The 17,072-nt window shown below is 41.7% G+C and carries 21 protein-coding genes; 10 read left to right on the top strand and 11 right to left on the bottom strand.

What is annotated here, in order from left to right; translation table 11 throughout:
- Window positions 1-18: 18 nt before the first annotated feature.
- Window positions 19-1,128, bottom strand: a complete 1,110-nt coding sequence (locus ACYVNW_RS05935) for a fatty acid desaturase family protein (protein ID WP_460678929.1) — start codon at window positions 1,126-1,128, stop codon at window positions 19-21.
- 329 nt (window positions 1,129-1,457) lie between these two features.
- On the opposite strand from ACYVNW_RS05935, the gene gatB reads away from it, so the two are divergent.
- From gatB to ACYVNW_RS05920, 3 genes are all read left to right on the top strand, one after another.
- Window positions 1,458-2,924, top strand: coding sequence for an Asp-tRNA(Asn)/Glu-tRNA(Gln) amidotransferase subunit GatB (gene gatB, locus ACYVNW_RS05930; protein WP_460678928.1), 1,467 nt, complete (start codon window positions 1,458-1,460; stop codon window positions 2,922-2,924).
- Between the two features lies 1 nt (window position 2,925).
- Complete coding sequence (locus ACYVNW_RS05925; RefSeq protein ID WP_460678927.1) at window positions 2,926-4,050, top strand: redoxin domain-containing protein; 1,125 nt, start codon at window positions 2,926-2,928, stop codon at window positions 4,048-4,050.
- A 95-nt stretch (window positions 4,051-4,145) separates the two neighbouring features.
- Window positions 4,146-4,835: a response regulator transcription factor gene (locus tag ACYVNW_RS05920; protein ID WP_460678926.1), complete on the top strand. Its 690-nt coding sequence runs from the start codon at window positions 4,146-4,148 to the stop codon at window positions 4,833-4,835.
- A 57-nt stretch (window positions 4,836-4,892) separates the two neighbouring features.
- On the opposite strand, the gene ACYVNW_RS05915 is transcribed toward ACYVNW_RS05920, so the two are convergent.
- A complete protein-coding gene (locus ACYVNW_RS05915) occupies window positions 4,893-5,102 on the bottom strand; it encodes a hypothetical protein (protein WP_460678925.1) in 210 nt (69 codons plus the stop codon).
- Window positions 5,103-5,242: 140 nt separating this feature from the next.
- On the opposite strand from ACYVNW_RS05915, the gene ACYVNW_RS05910 reads away from it, so the two are divergent.
- Window positions 5,243-5,995, top strand: coding sequence for a class I SAM-dependent methyltransferase (locus ACYVNW_RS05910; RefSeq protein ID WP_460678924.1), 753 nt, complete (start codon window positions 5,243-5,245; stop codon window positions 5,993-5,995).
- Between the two features lie 36 nt (window positions 5,996-6,031).
- Here ACYVNW_RS05910 and ACYVNW_RS05905 read toward each other — a convergent pair whose 3' ends face one another.
- Entirely contained in the window at window positions 6,032-6,562 is a 531-nt protein-coding gene (locus tag ACYVNW_RS05905; RefSeq protein ID WP_460678923.1) for an RNA methyltransferase, read from the bottom strand.
- Window positions 6,563-6,617: 55 nt separating this feature from the next.
- Complete coding sequence (locus ACYVNW_RS05900; RefSeq protein WP_460678922.1) at window positions 6,618-7,784, bottom strand: galactokinase; 1,167 nt, start codon at window positions 7,782-7,784, stop codon at window positions 6,618-6,620.
- Window positions 7,785-7,999: 215 nt separating this feature from the next.
- Here ACYVNW_RS05900 and ACYVNW_RS05895 point away from each other — a divergent pair, with 215 nt between their 5' ends.
- Window positions 8,000-8,290 carry a YciI family protein gene (locus ACYVNW_RS05895; protein WP_460678921.1) on the top strand — a complete coding sequence of 97 codons (291 nt, stop codon included), beginning with the start codon at window positions 8,000-8,002 and terminating at the stop codon, window positions 8,288-8,290.
- A gap of 240 nt (window positions 8,291-8,530) precedes the next feature.
- On the opposite strand, the gene ACYVNW_RS05890 is transcribed toward ACYVNW_RS05895, so the two are convergent.
- The 3 genes from ACYVNW_RS05890 to ACYVNW_RS05880 all read right to left on the bottom strand — a co-directional run bounded on the left by ACYVNW_RS05890 (window position 8,531) and on the right by ACYVNW_RS05880 (window position 11,449).
- Window positions 8,531-9,391 carry an aldo/keto reductase gene (locus tag ACYVNW_RS05890; protein WP_460678920.1) on the bottom strand — a complete coding sequence of 287 codons (861 nt, stop codon included), beginning with the start codon at window positions 9,389-9,391 and terminating at the stop codon, window positions 8,531-8,533.
- A gap of 122 nt (window positions 9,392-9,513) precedes the next feature.
- Complete coding sequence (locus ACYVNW_RS05885; protein ID WP_460678919.1) at window positions 9,514-9,882, bottom strand: SPW repeat domain-containing protein; 369 nt, start codon at window positions 9,880-9,882, stop codon at window positions 9,514-9,516.
- A gap of 79 nt (window positions 9,883-9,961) precedes the next feature.
- Window positions 9,962-11,449: a YfcC family protein gene (locus tag ACYVNW_RS05880; RefSeq protein ID WP_460678918.1), complete on the bottom strand. Its 1,488-nt coding sequence runs from the start codon at window positions 11,447-11,449 to the stop codon at window positions 9,962-9,964.
- 112 nt (window positions 11,450-11,561) lie between these two features.
- Between ACYVNW_RS05880 and ACYVNW_RS05875 the strand changes: the two genes are divergently transcribed.
- The 5 genes from ACYVNW_RS05875 to ACYVNW_RS05855 all read left to right on the top strand — a co-directional run bounded on the left by ACYVNW_RS05875 (window position 11,562) and on the right by ACYVNW_RS05855 (window position 14,584).
- Entirely contained in the window at window positions 11,562-12,056 is a 495-nt protein-coding gene (locus tag ACYVNW_RS05875; protein ID WP_460678917.1) for a hypothetical protein, read from the top strand.
- An 18-nt stretch (window positions 12,057-12,074) separates the two neighbouring features.
- The gene (locus ACYVNW_RS05870; protein WP_460678916.1) at window positions 12,075-12,878 is read left to right on the top strand and encodes a CHAD domain-containing protein; all 804 of its coding nucleotides are present in this window, start codon (window positions 12,075-12,077) and stop codon (window positions 12,876-12,878) included.
- Window positions 12,879-12,882: 4 nt separating this feature from the next.
- The gene (locus tag ACYVNW_RS05865; protein WP_460678915.1) at window positions 12,883-13,350 is read left to right on the top strand and encodes a CYTH domain-containing protein; all 468 of its coding nucleotides are present in this window, start codon (window positions 12,883-12,885) and stop codon (window positions 13,348-13,350) included.
- A gap of 56 nt (window positions 13,351-13,406) precedes the next feature.
- Entirely contained in the window at window positions 13,407-13,628 is a 222-nt protein-coding gene (locus tag ACYVNW_RS05860) for a hypothetical protein (RefSeq protein WP_460678914.1), read from the top strand.
- 80 nt (window positions 13,629-13,708) lie between these two features.
- Entirely contained in the window at window positions 13,709-14,584 is an 876-nt protein-coding gene (locus tag ACYVNW_RS05855) for a creatininase family protein (RefSeq protein WP_460678913.1), read from the top strand.
- 78 nt (window positions 14,585-14,662) lie between these two features.
- On the opposite strand, the gene ACYVNW_RS05850 is transcribed toward ACYVNW_RS05855, so the two are convergent.
- Genes ACYVNW_RS05850 through ACYVNW_RS05835 form a run of 4 tightly spaced genes read right to left on the bottom strand, consistent with a single transcriptional unit; the run spans window position 14,663 to window position 17,030 of the window.
- Window positions 14,663-15,181 carry a GNAT family N-acetyltransferase gene (locus ACYVNW_RS05850; protein ID WP_460678912.1) on the bottom strand — a complete coding sequence of 173 codons (519 nt, stop codon included), beginning with the start codon at window positions 15,179-15,181 and terminating at the stop codon, window positions 14,663-14,665.
- Window positions 15,182-15,232: 51 nt separating this feature from the next.
- On the bottom strand, window positions 15,233-16,153 hold the full coding sequence (ctlX, locus tag ACYVNW_RS05845; RefSeq protein ID WP_460678911.1) for a citrulline utilization hydrolase CtlX: 921 nt from the start codon (window positions 16,151-16,153) through the stop codon (window positions 15,233-15,235).
- A gap of 50 nt (window positions 16,154-16,203) precedes the next feature.
- Window positions 16,204-16,410 (bottom strand): helix-turn-helix domain-containing protein, encoded by a 207-nt coding sequence (locus tag ACYVNW_RS05840; RefSeq protein ID WP_460678910.1) that lies wholly within the window; start codon window positions 16,408-16,410, stop codon window positions 16,204-16,206.
- Window positions 16,410-17,030, bottom strand: coding sequence for a DUF2975 domain-containing protein (locus tag ACYVNW_RS05835; protein WP_460678909.1), 621 nt, complete (start codon window positions 17,028-17,030; stop codon window positions 16,410-16,412). The genes ACYVNW_RS05840 and ACYVNW_RS05835 overlap by 1 nt, the downstream gene beginning before the upstream one ends.
- Window positions 17,031-17,072: the final 42 nt, after the last annotated feature.

Below are 17,072 nucleotides of genomic sequence, written 5' to 3'. Positions count from 1 at the left end.
GCGGCTCCGAAATGTCTTTTAAAGTTCGCCTGTAGCAAAAATGCTTTCGTGCGGTATACCGCTTTTCTTTAACAACATAAAGTGTGAGCGTATTGCAGTTACCATTGGGTACGAACGATAAGGCAGGTCATACTTTTCAGCAAACTCGCGTATGATGGGTGTAATAGCCGGGTAATAAGTGTGAGCCACTGTTGGGAACAAATGATGGGCCACATGATGGTTGAACCCTCCAAATAAGAAATTGGCTACTTTGCTGTCCGGACTGAAATCTTTTGTCTCCTGTATCTGGTACATAGCCCATGTCATGTCTATGCGGCCGTCCTCAGGTGGCAGCGGAAATTCGGCATGCTCATCGGCGTGTGTAGAAAGCAACGCCGTTACACCGAAGGCGCTTGCCGTTAGGTGCATTACTAAAAATGCAGCCAATACCATATACCAGGGCTGATTAAGCACCATGATGGGTAAGCCCAATAATAAGAACAGGTTGAGAATTTTTGCCGCAAACAGCTTTACGTACTCAATGGCAGGTATTTTGGTTACCCGCTTCAGGTAATTGTCTTTAGTGCCGAAGAAATCCTTAAAATCGCGTACAAATAACCAATTCATTGTATAAAATAAGTAAAGCGGCCACATATACAGGTGCTGGTACTCATGCACCCTTTTGCGCGGACTTTCCGGGAAGATATGTACTATATCGCTTTGCTTTACATCAATATCCCAGTGCTGCATGTTCGGATAGGGGTGATGCAGCAATAAATGACGCTTTTTCCAGATATAACTATTGCTGCCGAATAGTTCAAGCACATAAGTATACCATTCGTTATGGCGGCGGCTTTTAAACACAGCACCATGCGCGGCATCATGAAATCCGTTAAGGAAAACCATAATCATGGTAAAGCCGGTGGCAATGTAAAAGAAGAAAAGTAGCTGGGTATTATTCCCGAATAAAAGAATACAACTGTAAATTGCAAAGTATAGCACCACCAATAAAACAGACTTAATTACTATTTTTTGTTGTACTTTTTTATTGGTAAGCACTCGTTTTTGTACTTCCTGATTGAGCTCCTTAAAAAAATCATCTGATCCTGCCTTTTTAAATGCAGGTTTTATCATGGTATCTGTATTCATAAACACTGTTAGTAAAAAGGTTAGCCAAAGGCAAACATGATTAGCAACGTCAATTAATTGATAGATTTATGAGTTCAAACAGCAGTTCTTCAGAATAGTTTATTATTCAATATCAACAATTTTAATTGTTGATAAAACCCGTATTGTCTATAAACGCAAGCGGTTGTTATTAACTTAGTAATATTATTTAAGTAGAATCAGTTAAAAGGCGTTTAAGGTGCTGTGTTCAACGTTTATGCCGAATGTGACGGCATGAAGCAGAATTGGTAAGTATTAATTACATTTGCCGGGTATGCAGCAACGCATAAGTGTCTAATTATCTACATCGAATGGCAGAACAGGTTGCAACAAACCCAAAGTACGAATTGGTGGTAGGGCTCGAGGTTCACGTACAGTTATCTACACAAAGCAAAATATTTTCTTCAGATAGCGCAGCTTATGGGGCAGGGCCCAATCAGCACATAAGCGCCGTGTCATTAGGGCATCCGGGTACCTTACCTAAACTGAATAAAACTGCAGTTGAGTATGCAGTAAAATTGGGTTTGGCCTGCCATTGTGAGATCAGCTTGTACAATACCTTCGCCCGTAAAAATTATTTTTATGCCGATTTGCCTAAAGGCTACCAGGTAACTCAAGACCAATACCCGATTTGTGTAGGAGGTTATGTGCCTGTAAAGCTGGCTGATGGCACTGAACGGAATATCGCCATCCACCATATTCATATGGAAGAAGATGCCGGTAAAAGTATACACGAGCAAGGCAGCGCAAATTCAATGATTGATTTGAACAGGGCAGGAGTGCCTCTGCTCGAAATTGTTTCTGATCCCGATATTCGCAGTAGTGAAGAAGCTGTACAATATTTAACCGAGTTGCGTAAGCTGGTACGTTACCTGAACATTTGTGATGGTAATATGGAAGAGGGCAGTATGCGCTGCGATGCCAACATATCGGTAAAGCTAAAAGGCGAAACCAAATTGGGCAACCGCTGTGAGGTTAAAAACTTAAACTCTATCCGCAATTTACAGAGAGCTATTGAGCATGAATTTGCCCGGCAGGTAAGTGTAATTGAAGCCGGTGGTTACATAGAGCAAAATACCCTGAACTTTGATGCCGATACCGGTCAGACCTCAGTGCTGCGATCGAAAGAGATGGCTAATGATTATCGCTACTTTCCGGAGCCCGATTTGCAACCTGTGCAACTTACCCCCGAGTACCTCGAACAGGTGAAAAAAAGTATGCCTGCACTGCCTAACGAGTTATTTGATAAGTACACGCAGCAGTTAGGCTTGTCTGCTTATGATGCCGGTGTATTGACGGCCGAATTTGATATAGCTTATTATTTTGAAAGCCTGATCGCTGCCACTCCGCATTATAAATCAGCCGCCAACTGGTTAATGGGCCCTGTTAAATCATACCTCAACGAAACCGCTCAAAGTATCAGCAATTTTGAAGTAGCCCCGTCACAACTGGCGGAAATTATTGAACTGGTGCAAAGCAATGAGGTAAGCTACACCGCAGCGGCACAGCAATTGTTCCCGGCATTAATTAAACAACCCGGAAAAGAGGTAAAGCAGCTGGCTGCTGAATTGAACTTAACCATAAGTAATGATACCAGCGAACTGGAGCAGTATGTTTCTGAAGCGCTGGCAAAATACCCGGATAAGGTAAAGGAATACCAAAAAGGTAAAAAAGGCGTATTAGGATTGTTTATGGGCGAGATTATGAAACGCTCGAAAGGTAAAATCGACCCTAAGGAAACTACCCGTATATTAACCAAAGCATTAGAAAGTAAATAATATGAAAACCCCTTTATATGTGTGCGGACTGATGGTGGCTGCCGTGGCAGCAATATCATCCTGCAAAAACGAAAAAACATTTACCGTGTCGGGCAATGTAGATAATGTTAAGCCTGATCAAACTGTTTTTTTGGTTGAAATAGACAGTACCGAAATGCGCAAGGTAGATTCGGCAACCATCAATGGCCAGCATACCTTTCAGTTCAAACATGCAGCGCCTTATGATAAGTTGTTCAAATTACAAATAGGCGAAAATATATTTGATTTTATTGCCAAGAACGGTGATGATATTAATTTCAAATCAGACATGGCTGATAGCTCGCATAGTTACGAGGTGACTGGTTCTCCTGAATCTGAAAAAATACAGGAGTTTAACCGCATCGGTAATGTATATGCCGCTAAGAACGCCAAACTTACCGCTCAGTTTGAGGCCGAAGCGCAGGAACACAAGAACCGCGATTCGCTGTTAGAAGTCTACCGGCCAATACTTTTAAAAAATATTGATGAGGGTAGTAAAGCTACGCTTGAGTTTATAGATAAAAACAAAAATTCGCTGGCCGCATTTTATGCAGCTTTATCGGTAGACCCAAGCAGATACGAGCAGCAACTTGTAACCTACGCTGACGATATAAAAGGCAAGTTTGACCATGATCCGCTGGTGCAAAAGTTCATTCAGCAAATGGAACGCGTAAAACCAGTATCTATAGGGCACAAGGCGCCTGACTTTTCCTCAACTACTATTGACGGCAAGCCAATTAAGTTAAGTGATTACAAAGGCAAATACGTAATGCTGGATTTCTGGGCTTCGTGGTGCCCGCCTTGCCGCGCCGAAAACCCAAACATTGTAAAGCAATATGCAGCTTTTAAAGATAAAGGCTTCAATGTGCTGGGCCTGTCATTAGACGATGACAAGGCTGCATGGCAGAAAGCTATTCAGGCCGATCATATCACCTGGCAGCAGGCCTCAAACCTGAAAAAGTGGGATGATCCTACAGCCAAACAATTTTTGGTAGAGGCTATACCTTCTAATTTCATCATAGATCCGAACGGAGTTATCGTGGCTAAAAACATTACCGGCGATGATTTGAAAGCGTTTTTAAACAAAACTTTTACTAAAGCTCAATAAAAGGTTAAAAAAATGTGTCCTTTAACAATTTGTTAATATTGTATTAACCATTTGCAATCAAAAGTCAGCTACTTTTATACCAAAATTACTATTCTATGAGTTCAACCGCTAAACAAAAGATTTTAATTGTAGATGACGAACCTGATATTTTAGAGCTGATTGAATATAATTTAAAGAAGGAAGGATACCAGGTTTATTTAGCCCACAACGGACAAGAAGCTGTTGCCGAGGCCAAACGCATTATGCCTGACCTGATTGTGCTGGACATTATGATGCCTAAAATGGATGGCATTGAAGCCTGCCGCATTATGCGTACCATGCCCGAATTTAAAAATACCTTCATGGTGTTTTTAACTGCACGCAGCGAAGAGTATTCAGAAATTGCCGGTTTTAATGTGGGTGCCGATGACTACATTGCCAAACCCATAAAGCCACGTGCACTGGTAAGCCGTATCAATGCTATTTTGCGCAGAAACGCAGCACCGGAAGAAACCACCGAAAATAAGTTACAAGTATCAGACCTTACCATTGATCGCGAAGCTTATCTGGTATTCAAAGACGGCGAGAAAGTGGTGTTAGCCAAAAAGGAATTCGAGTTACTTTATCTGTTGGCATCAAAACCCGGTAAGGTATACACCCGCGATGTAATTTTGAAAAACATCTGGGAAGACTCGGTAGTGGTAACCAACCGAACCATTGATGTACACATCCGCAAACTGCGCGAAAAGCTTGGCGACACTTATGTGTCTACGGTAAAAGGAGTAGGCTATAAATTTGAAGCTTAATTTCTATATTCATCAGGGTAAGTTTTTAATATGCTTACCCTGATGGATTCTTTTATTTTAATTGGTACTCACGTCAGTCACTACCTTCAGCATCTCCTTAATTTCGGCGTAAGTTTCTTTAATGGTGAGGTACGAATCATCATTGCCTAAAAAGTAAATTCTCACCTCTTCTGCCGGGTCTTTGTAAATTACCACAGAGGTAATGTTGTCTACATTCACTAATGTGTTCCGGTTATTTTTGTCTATCAGTTCAATAAATTTTGCCATGTCCATACAACAATAACAGCCGCCTAATGTGTGGTGTAAAAGGTAAATCGTCTCCCGAAAATTAATATTTAAAAAATTAATCAATCACGAAATATTGTTTACTTTTAGGCGGTAAAATCCTGATTGATAATTGCTATTTCATGAAGACTGGCACACCTAAAAACCGATATCATATCAATGTTAAAAAAACCGATCGCGTACTGGACGTAGGCGGTGGTCATAATCCCCATCCGCGCGCTAACGTAGTAGTAGATAAATACGATGCCAGCGATAATACCCACCGCAGCGGTAATGTGTATGTTTATAACAATCAAACTTTTGTTTGTGCCGATGGTGAAAGCCTGCCTTTTAAAGACAAAGAGTTTGATTACAGTACCTGCTGCCATGTGCTGGAACATGTGGATGATCCCATTACCTTTGTAAGTGAAATTACCCGTGTATCGCCACGCGGCTATATGGAAACCCCGTCATTACTTGGTGAGTACCTGATTCCCAAAGATTCGCATAAATGGTTGATTCAGGAGATTGATGGAAAGCTGGTGATGTATGATAAAGAAGTGATTGGGTTCAAACCACAACAGGACTTTGGAGATTTTTTTCTGGATTATTTACCCAGACACTCCATGGGCTACAAAATTATGTGCCGCACACATCCTACCTTCCTCACCAATAACTATGAGTGGAAAGATGATATTGAAGTGCTGGTAAACCCACACGAGCAGTATTATTACGACATATTCACCAAGCCCTGGAGCAAGGAAGTATACAGCCGCTTTTTCGCTCCCCACAGTATGGCTCAGGAAGCAAAGAACACATTTGCTGCGTTAAGCGATATTGTAAAGACGGTATTTAAAAGTAAAGTACTGAAAAAAGAAATGGATAGAGAAGAGTAAGCCAAAAGCTTACTCTTTTGCTTTGTAAAAAGTGTTTTAAAAGTTAAGCTTGGCGAAAAAGTCCCAAAGTACAATACCGGCTGATACCACGATATTAAATGAATGCTTGGTACCGAACTGTGGAATCTCAATACAGGTATCAATTGTTTGCATTACTTCGTCATCCACGCCATTTACCTCATTACCAAATATCAAGGCATATTTCACGTCGTCCTGCGGCTGAAACTCATTCAGCATCACACTGTTTTCGGCCTGTTCAATGGCAACAATGCGATATCCTTCAGCGCGTAGTTGGTTAACAGCGCTTAGCGTATCTGCTGCGTAGGTCCAGGATACTGATTGGGTAGCGCCCAATGCTGTCTTTTCAATCTCACGGTGAGGAGGCTGGCCGGTAATGCCGCACAGCACTACCTGCTCTACCGCAAAACCATCACAGGTGCGAAAAATAGAGCCTACATTATGCATGCTGCGCACATTATCCAGCACCACTGCAATATTCAGTTTATCCTGCTGTTTAAATTCATCAACAGTGGCCCGGTTTAGTTCATCTAACTTTAATTTGCGCATAGTAACGTGCTGATCAATTGCGGTAGCAAAAGTAATTTAAATATTTATACATGGCTTAATTCGCCTTTACTTCGTGCACGCCATCAGCAATTACAGAGCTATATACTGTTGGCGCATAGCCAATCTTTTGGGTATAGTGTTCAGTCAATTTTGAGCTGTAATCTTCAAAAGCATCCCGTTTAACTAATGCAATAGCACATCCGCCGAAACCGGCACCCGTCATGCGGGCTCCAATTACGCCGTCAAAAGTTTCGCTGAAAGCTTCAATGGTATCAAGTTCAATGCCGCTCACCTCATATAAATCACGTAAAGAATGATGGGAGGCATACATCAGCTGGCCAAAGCCTGTTAAGTCGCCACTATTTAATAATTGGGCTGCCTGTTTAACCCGGTCGTTTTCCTCCACTACATGTTGTGCACGTTTAGCTACTGTAGCATCGGTTATAAGATGTGCGTGTTGCCTGAAAGTGTCAGCATTGATATCACACAAATTTTTGATCGGTAACTCTTGTTGCAATGCAGCTAAGGCTTGTGCGCATTCGGCCACGCGTTCGTTGTATTTAGATTCGGCCAGCTTGCGGGGTTTGTTCGTATTAATAATGGCTAACAGATATTCCCCTAAATCAACATCTACCAAGTGGTAATCCAATGTTTCGCAGTCCAGTTCAATTGCTTTTCCTTCGCTGCCAAAGGCTACAGCAAACTGGTCCATAATACCGCTGTTGAGCCCGATAAACTTATTTTCCACCCATTTGGCCAGCTTCACCAGTTCTACTTTTTTATAACCAGCGTTCAGTATTTCATTTAAAGCAAAAGCCGTTACAATTTCAATTGAAGCAGAAGATGACAACCCAGAACCTACCGGCAGATTGCCAAAGTACAGAAAATCGAACCCTGTGGTCAATGTGTGCCCGTCTTCAGCAAAATGCTGAAGTACCCCCAAGGGATAATTATACCAGCTCTTCTGTTGTTTTTGGTAGGAAGATTGCACTTTGACTTCTCCCTGCTCATCGAAATTTACGCTCCGGAAACGAAGTACCTGATCCTGATTGGGCGCAATGAGCAACCAGGTGCCGAATGTAATAGCGCAGGGCATTACCAGGCCGCCATTATAATCTATATGTTCGCCTATCAGATTAACACGACCCGGCGAAAAATAAATATGCGCCGCTGCATGTTGGTATATGTCTTCGAAATTCTGTTTAAGCTGGTCGGTGTTCATTGGTTAAATGTATAATTGGCAAATGTTATAAAAATATTTGTTAAGCTTTCACTCTAGTTCGCTTTAATCTTTAATTGTTACTGATTACAGTTACTACGGATTTCAATTAAAATAGTGATACCGAAGCGCTGTTTTACTTAGCTTTTAATATGTTTGAATAATTAAAAACAGGTGTATAGCCTGCTTGTTCACCTATAACTCAACTTTAAAATAAAATGAATCAATATTTAATTACAGGATACGACTATACTGATGAAGATGCGCTAAAGCGCCGCATGGACGTGCGTCCTCATCATTTGGATGGTGCCAAGGTTTTAAAAGAAAAAGGAAACTACATACAGGGCGGTGCAATTTTAAATGCAGACGGCAAAATGATAGGTTCGGTAATGATGATGCAGTTTGAAAGCGATGAAGAACTGGAAGCATGGAAGCAGAACGAGCCTTATATTACCCAAAAAGTATGGGAAACCGTAGATGTAAAGCCTTTTAGGGTAGCTAATTTTTAGCGTTTAAACATTCTGCAGTATATATTTTTGCGCCCGGTAAAGGTATATACTGCAGAATTATATATCTGTTGCTCGGTGTCTGCATTTTATCAATTGATTTTAAAGTTTAAGATTTACAAAGTAGTGTAGTTAACAATCATACACACCTCGTAGTATATTTAAACGCACTGAACAAAAAACGGGATGTTAGTTTACCCAACACCCCGCTCTACTTAACAAACACTGTACGAACTCAATATTTTAGCCTTGAGAAATGTCATTCATTTCTTCCATGTCCTGCTCGGTAAGTTCAACACCTGCAGCTTTCATGTTTTCTTCCAGGTGTGCTACGCTTGAAGTTCCTGGTATCAGCAGGATATTATCAGAATGATGCAACAGCCAACTTAAAGCTACCTGATGTACGGTTGCGCCACGGCGATCGGCCACGCGCTGCAGTACTTCCTGGCTTTTTACATTACCTGCATTAAGCGGGTACCAGGGAATAAAGGCGATATTATGCTCTTCGCAATACTCTAATACAGATTCCCATTTTCGGTTATCTACGCTATACATATTTTGCACTGAAACTACTTCGAAGTATTGCTGGGCGAGTTGTATATCTTCAACTGAAACTTCTGATAAACCTAAGTGCTTCACTTTACCCTGTTCTTGTATCCCTTTTAAAAATTCGAAAGTTTTTTCGGCAGGCACTTTAGAGTCAATGCGATGCAACTGGTATAAATCAATCTGATCTACTTTCAATCGTTTTAAACTTCCATCTAAAGCGTCCTGCAAATGTTCAGGGCTTGCATCAATCGGCCATTGATCCGGGCCTGTACGTAGTAAGCCACCTTTGGTAGCAATTACCAGATTCTCTTTATAAGGATGCAGGGCTTCGGCAATTAATTCCTCAGATACGTTGGGGCCATAGCTGTCGGCAGTATCAATAAAATTCACACCCAACTCAACTGCACGTTTTAACACATTTATAGATTCATCATGATTGGCATGAGGTCCCCAGATGCCTTTGCCTGTAATGCGCATTGCACCATAACCTAAACGGTTCACCTCGAATTCGCCGCCTAACCAAAATGTTTTTTCGTACGACACTGTATTTTCCATAAAAATAATTTCCTTTGAGTTAATTATCTAACAGGTTGCTGCAATTATTGTTCACAGTTATTTCAGAAAAGGTGTTGCAACAGCATTAAAGGGCTGCAAGCATTTGAAAGTTACTTTACTGCCTAATTCTTCGCAGGCATCTCTTCGGCGCGCGACAAGCTCCCGGCCATGATACCCATCAAGCCTAAGCCAATAAAGGTGCCGAGCGCTTTTTTATTTTTGGAAAAGCCAAATAGCCAGGGGGCGCTTAGTGCAAATACGCCTGCGGCTACGTCTAAAGCCAAATGATATTTATAAGGCATCTTTTTGAACAAGCCCCATTCGGCGCGGGTAAATAAACTTGAGGCCATAATGTTGCCGGCTAACGCACGTGTTAATGTTACTGCCTTATCTTCGTTGTTAAAACCGAATAATTTTGGTGCAAGCAGGGCTAATGGTATGTAAGAATAATCGGTAAATCCGTGTTCTTTTCTTGAAATTGGTTTTTCCATGGTGGTTGTTATTTATTAGAAAAACCTATCAAACTGGTAGTGGTTTTAATTTTTAGTTAAATTCATATTGTGGTGGTAATCATAAACTCATTACCAGTATCAAGCTGCATCCAATGAAAAGAAACACAAGGAAAGGCCAAATGAACTTGATCCATGTTTTTAAACTCACATTTACCAAGGTGAGGTTAGGCAAGATTAGGCCAGTGGGGGATAAAAAACCCATTATGCCCATTCCAAACAAATAACAATTTACAATCACAAAGCCCGGAACGCCTACCATATATCCCAATGGGGCAATAATCGGCATGGTAACCACAGCCATACCCGAGGTGCTTGAAATAAATAAGTTAAATACCATGTACAGCACCATCAATAAAATTATAAAAGCTGCATGTGGCAATGGACTGATTGCATGAGATGTATAATATAAAATACTATCGCTGATGTTGCCGTTGTTGAGAATTTGCGTAATGCCACGGGCAGTAGCAATAATGAGTGAAACACCCAGCATACCCTCAGCACCTTGAATAAACTTGCTAATAAAATCAGGTTCGCTCATGCGTTGAATGAGTGCAACCAGCACAGACGACACCAAAAATACGGCCGACATTTCAAGTAACCACCAGTCTAAAAAGATAACTCCACCAATCATCACCAAAAAGGTGAACAGAAATACCAATAACAAAAGCTGCGATTTAACTTTTAACTGAAGCGGCTTTTCCGAAGTAGTATTGTTTGCAAATAGAGCCGGAACTGCTCCATTATGGCGGTAAACCAGCGAGAGTTCAGGTTGGCTACGTATTTTGTTGGCATAGCGCACAATATAGTAGATGTAAAAAGCGGTACTGGCCACAAAAACACCTAAGCGTAAATACAAACCATCGGTCCAGTTAATACCTGCAGCATTGGAGGCAATAATGGTAGCAAAAGGGTTGGAGAACGAAGCCAGCGTACCCAATTGGGTTCCACCAAAAATTACAGCTACCGGAATTAGCGCATCATAACCCGCAGCCAAAAACAAGGGCGTTAAAATTGGATAAAAGGCCAGGCCTTCTTCGGCCATCCCGTAAGATGCCCCGCCAAAACAAAACAAAAATGTGAGGATAATAATAAGCCAGCCTTCGTGCCTTTTCATGCGTGCAGACAGGGCGCTCAAGCCGCTTTCCATGGCACCGGTAGCATAAAATACCTGTATAAAGCCGCCTATCATCAGCAAAAACACCATAATGTCCACACTATCATAAATGCCTCTCAGCGGCGCTTGGATCACTTCAATGAAGCTTTGACGTTGCTGGGGTAAATGATGGTAACTGCCAGGCACCGATACCGGCTTACGGATGCTGCCCTGCTGAAAACTTTTTATGCTGATGCGGATATGTAAACTATCCAAAATACGCTGGCTAAATGGAAGCGCTTTGGTTTCGTTATCATGCGCATAGGTAAAGTTATTCCCCTGATTATAACTCAGGGTATCATATTTACCGGCAGGTACCAGCCAGGTAGCTATGGCGGCCAGCAACAAAATAAGCATGAGCAGGGTAATCGGGTGCGGAAGTTTTTTTAGCATGCAACGGTCAAAAAAAGGCAAGATACAACCAAATGTAATTATGCCAAAATCTCACAAACGATATTAATATGGCTGTTACAAACTGAATGTAAACCAACTTGTTGTATTTGGTATGTGGAAAACCCAATTAAGAAATATAATCACTGTTTCGGCAGTTGCCATCGCTGCTGTTGCCTGTCATAATAAAGATTCGAAGCAAAAGCCGCCACCCAGCAAATATGGCGTGGTAAATAAAGACAGTAAGGAAGCACAAGCAGATACCTTATGCTATATCAGTACTGCAGGGACAGCTAACCAGGATACAACGCGGCTCACGTTACATATCACCAAAGGCGATGTAAATGGCGATATGCTATGGATACCCGATGGCAAAGACCAGCGCAAAGGAAACTTTGCCGGCACTAAGCGCGACAGTATGATTTCTGGTCTGTGGAGATTTACGCAGGAGGGCGTGCGTGATAGTATAAAGGTACAATTTAAGCTGACCGATAAGGGTTTGTACCAGCAACCCTGGAAGGTAAACGCGAGCAATGGCCGTGAGGAACTGGACAGTACCGCACCCTATTCTATTGTTTATAAGCAGATAGATTGCAAAACCGGCAAATAGGTAAATGAGGTAGGAGAAATGAAAAGGAAAGACGAATCGAAATATTTGGCAAAACACTGGAAAAAGATGCAGCAGGGGCTGAAAGCCTATCTAAAAACAGATGATAAAGAGCAACTGCATACTTTACGGGTAGAAGTGAAAAAGCTACGGGCCATGCTTACCCTGATGCAAACCATTACCCGTAATAAAAAATTGCTCAAGTTGTTTAAACCGGTTAAAGCAGTATTTAAGCATGCCGGCGAAATCAGAAATTCACAAATTAATTTGGAGTTAGCGCAGCAGTACCAGTTGCATAATGATGAGTTTGAGCATACACAGCGCCAGCACATGGAGCAATGTGCCGAAGAATTTAAGCAAAAGGCACCTCAATACCTAAAAAAGTTAAAACGGGCCAATCATCGTATAAAAAATAGTTTAAAGCGGGTGCCCGATAAATCGGTAGCTGGTTTCTATAAGGATCAGCTAAAGCAAATTGCCAGCAGTCTGGCCATACCACACTTTGACGAAGGCCTGCACGACTGCCGCAAGCAAATGAAAGTATTGATGTATAATCATAGCCTATCCGAAAAGGCGTTGCAGGATAGGGTAGAGTTTAATGAGCAGTATATTGATGATTTGCAAAGCCATATTGGCGATTGGCATGATCATGTATTGGCCATTGAACTGTTTGCTTCGCCTGAAGTTCAAGATAAACCGGTAGTTAACAAAATAAAACGCGAAAACCGTAAAACCGAAAAGAACATAACCGAGCTTACGCGTGATTTTTTGAACAAAGCTACTACGCCGGTTGGAGAAAGTACTGAGCTGGTACCGGCAAATTAAAGTTATGGGAGTTGAAATTGAACGCAAATTTTTAGTGAACGCCGGTCAATGGCAGCAGCTTGACAAGCCTGTGGGGACGCCCTTTGAACAAGGTTACCTGGTAAGCGATGCGCAACGCACCGTTAGGGTGCGGGCAACTGACAAGCATGGGTACATCACCATTAAAGGTGCAACGCAAGGTTTTAGCCGTAGCGAATACGAGTATGAAATACCGGTAACTGAAGCCCGGGAATTGATTGAGCGCCTTACACAGAATAGCGTAAAAAAAGTACGTTATTGTATTGAGTATGCCGGCAAAACCTGGGAGGTAGATGATTTTAAGGATCAGAATGCAGGCTTACTGATGGCGGAACTGGAACTGGACAGCGAAGACGAAAAATTTGAATTGCCGCCCTGGGTAGATGCCGAAGTAACGGGCGATAAGCGGTATTACAATTCTTACCTGTCAGAACATCCGTTTCAGCAGTGGTAAGCCGGGGCGGGGCCAATATTTAACAGCATAGCCGCTATTCTTGCTATCTTTGCTTTATGGACGCAGCCCGGGTAAGTCAGTTTGAATCGAAACTAGCAGAGATTTATAATAAAAGTACTTGGTTAAAGTATGAATTGCCATTGCATGACTTTATCAATCTTTTCCCGGTAAAGTACGAGAAGGGCAAGCTGTTGAAACCTGAGCGCCCTGCAGAACCTGATTTGGACCGTGATACCTTTTTGGCCATTTTGGTGGCTTTCCGTCAGTCTTTTGGATGATAAAATCTCACATGAGGTATAGGTTATGCTTTGTATAATAACGATATTGTACAGCATAAACCATTTATATACCTCCCTTCATGAAAAAACTTTTATTGGCCCTGGCGCTATTGGGTAGCAGCGCTGTTTATGCCCAGCAAAAATTGCATACCCGTTGGGATGAGCTTACAGCTTCTGATTTTCCGGCAGCCTTACAGCAATCTAACCGTACGTGTGTGCTGCCTATTGGTATTTTAGAAAAGCATGGCCCGCATTCACCTCTGGGTACCGATTTAATTCATGTGCGTGAGATAGCTGCGCGGGCTACGCAAAATGAATATGCAGTGGTGTTCCCTGATTATTTTTATGGGCAAATTAACGAAGCCCGGCAGCAGTATGGCACAATTGCATTGCCCAGTAACGTGATTTATCCTTTACTTGAAGCCGTTTGCGATGAAATTGGCCGGAATGGTTTTAATAAAATCGTGATCCTGAACGGTCATGGTGGCAATCCGGAGTTTCTACATTTCTTTATGCAGTCGCTATTAAATAAGCGGCGTAATTATGCTGTATTTTTAGTTGAACCGGATGGTGACCCTACATTTAATGCGCAGGTAAACAAAATGCGTAAATCTGACGCTGCCAATGACATGCATGCCGGTGAGCACGAAACCTCCACCTTGCTTTATTTAAGGCCGGATTTGATGCAGATGGAAAAAGCAGCAAGCGAATCCGGCGCAAACCAAAATCGTTTAAAAACACCAAATTTATATACACCTATATGGTGGTATGCAGGTTACCCTAATCATTATGCAGGTGAGGGCGCTACAGCTACTGCTAAATTGGGCAAATTAATGGCTGACCACGAAGTGCAGGTATTTACTGATGTGCTTAAAAACGTTAAAGCAGATACTCAAACCCTGAAACTACAAGATGAATACTTTGATAAGGTAGACAATTTAAATAAAAAGCCTTAACGTTTTGCAGCTACAAACAGAACTTGCCATTGCCATATTATAGTCGAAGTGGCAAGTTCTGTTTGTTTAGTTATTATGTTATAAAATATCCAATCGCTTCTCATAGCAAAAAAACCTCAACCCTTCTCGAAACGCCAGTGTAATTTCGCCTGCCAAATTATATCCCAACTTAGGAAACAATTTTTGGGTCGCTTTATTTTCGCTGTTGGTATCAATGCGTAATACAGGTATACCGCGATCGCGGGCTACATCTTCAGCTTTTTGCAGCAAAGCTTTTGCAATACCTAAGCCCTGATAATCTGCTCCAACTGCTAAACGATGTGTTACAATGGCCGTTTCTGTAATATCCCAGCCCACATCCGCATATTCATCGTCCTGGTCTGTGGTAATAGCTGTTACACCGGCTACCTGGCCGTTTACCTCAGCTACCCAAAGCTGATTCAGCTTAATATCTTCTGTAAATACAGTAGCATTCGGGTAAGTGCTGTCCCATTGAAAATTACCGGCTGCCTGCATCAGGGGTACTATGCCTGCAACTAAATCCATCAGTTGAGGAATGTCATTTTCGGTAGCTAAACGAAGGTTTAAATCAGTCATTGATTCAATATATAAATGCTGCAAAAGTATCGAAACAAGAAACTTTTTGTACTAATGTTCGGCCACCGGTAAGTAAACTTCGGCCATCATGCACCGGGCACTGCCACCACCGTTATTTTCAATGGTTTCTAAACCAGGATGCAATAACTCAGCATAGTTTCCCAACTTAGCTTTTTGCAGTTCTGTTAGTGATTGATAGGCACGGTAAGACATAATCAGCTTCGGTTGCCCTTGCTTATTGGCCACCTCAAGCATATTACCGGCGAACTGTGCCAGTTGAGAAAATGTGATTTCCACAATTTCTTTTCCGGTATGATGAATTTGCTCTGCTAACCTTCGGCGCTCATTATCATCTTTTACACACTCCAGGCACACTACAGCAAACTTATGGCCCATGCACATTAACACGTTGGTGTGATATATAGCCTGCCCTTTCGCATCAACGCCATTAAAAGTAAAAGTTGTGTAGCCGGCACAACGGCAAAATTCTTCTAATGCTTCTTCATTTGTGCGTGGTGAGAGGCAGGCATAAGCAATTTTGTTTTCCCTGTCGAGTACCATGCTGCCGGTGCCTTCCAGGTATTTATCCTGTATTTCGAACCTGCTCAAATCAATAATATGATTTACCTGATAATGGTCTTCCAGCTTCCTGATTAAATCTTCACGGCGCTCAAGCCGCCGGTTATGCGCCTGCATAGGGTAAAGGATTACATCCCCGTTTTCGTGAAAGCTTACCCAATTATTTGGAAATATAGCATCCGGTTTCACCGGCTCATCCGTATCATTTAGTACAATCACATCAATATCATGCTGCCGCAATAAATTAACCATCGCATCAAACTCCTGCAAAGCTGCTTGCTGTACCTGTTGTTGGTTGCTGCCAATGGTTTGAAAAGCGTTGCTTTCAGCGGTTTGTTCGTTGTAGCCAAAGGCCGCAGGGCGTATCATTAATATTGTTGAGGTAAACTGCATGGTTCAATTTATATACTTAATATATCAATAACACTTTTGTGCATAGGATGTTAATCAGCTTTATAATCTAATATATCGCCGGGTTTACAATTCAATTCGCGGCAAAGGGCTTCAAGTGTATCAAAGCGCACACCTTTTACTTTCCCGGTTTTGAGGAGGGAGAGGTTAGTCATGCTAATATCTAACCGTTCGGCCAACTCTTTCAATGACATTTTCTTTTTCGCCATCTCTACGTCGAGGTTCACAATAATCGGCATTATACAAACTCCTCATTTTCTTGCTGCAAAGCAAATCCATATTTAAACACATCTGCCATTACATAAATAACGGCTCCCAGCATAAGGCCAATAAAACTCTCGTTCCAAACTAAATGCATTAAATTGAAATCTCTTACATGCTGTTTTAATATCAAAGCTGTAATTAAGCCATCGCACATATGCAGTGGTGTAAGCAATGCAAAACACAATGCAGCAATTTTGAGCTGACGGATGTTCTCATATTTAAAGGTGATGCCTGATTTTAAAGTTCCAAAAAACTTTCTGAGCTGGTAAATAATAGTCATTACCAAGCATTGGAGAGCTAAAAAACTTACATAGAAAAGCAGGCTTCTCCATAATGTTACCTTAAGCTGCATTTTTAAAACGGCCTCTTGAGGTTCTAATATAATATTGTCAGCATCAGGCGATAGTGACTTTAAGTGACTTGCCTTAGGAGGTGTGGAGTATTGCACTACTGCATCATAATTTGAAAACTCACTTGTACAAAACCGCCAGGTGACTACAATTAATACAAATACGGTAATTATACCAGTTGCATACCAGGCTAACTTCAGTAATACATTAATTAGTTTAAGAACCCATTGCGAATTAGTTTTCATGTTTGTAGTAATTGATACACAAATATACTATAGGATTTTATT

It is taken from the genome of Mucilaginibacter koreensis (assembly GCF_054783355.1).
This window is presented reverse-complemented; position numbering and strand designations above follow the sequence as displayed.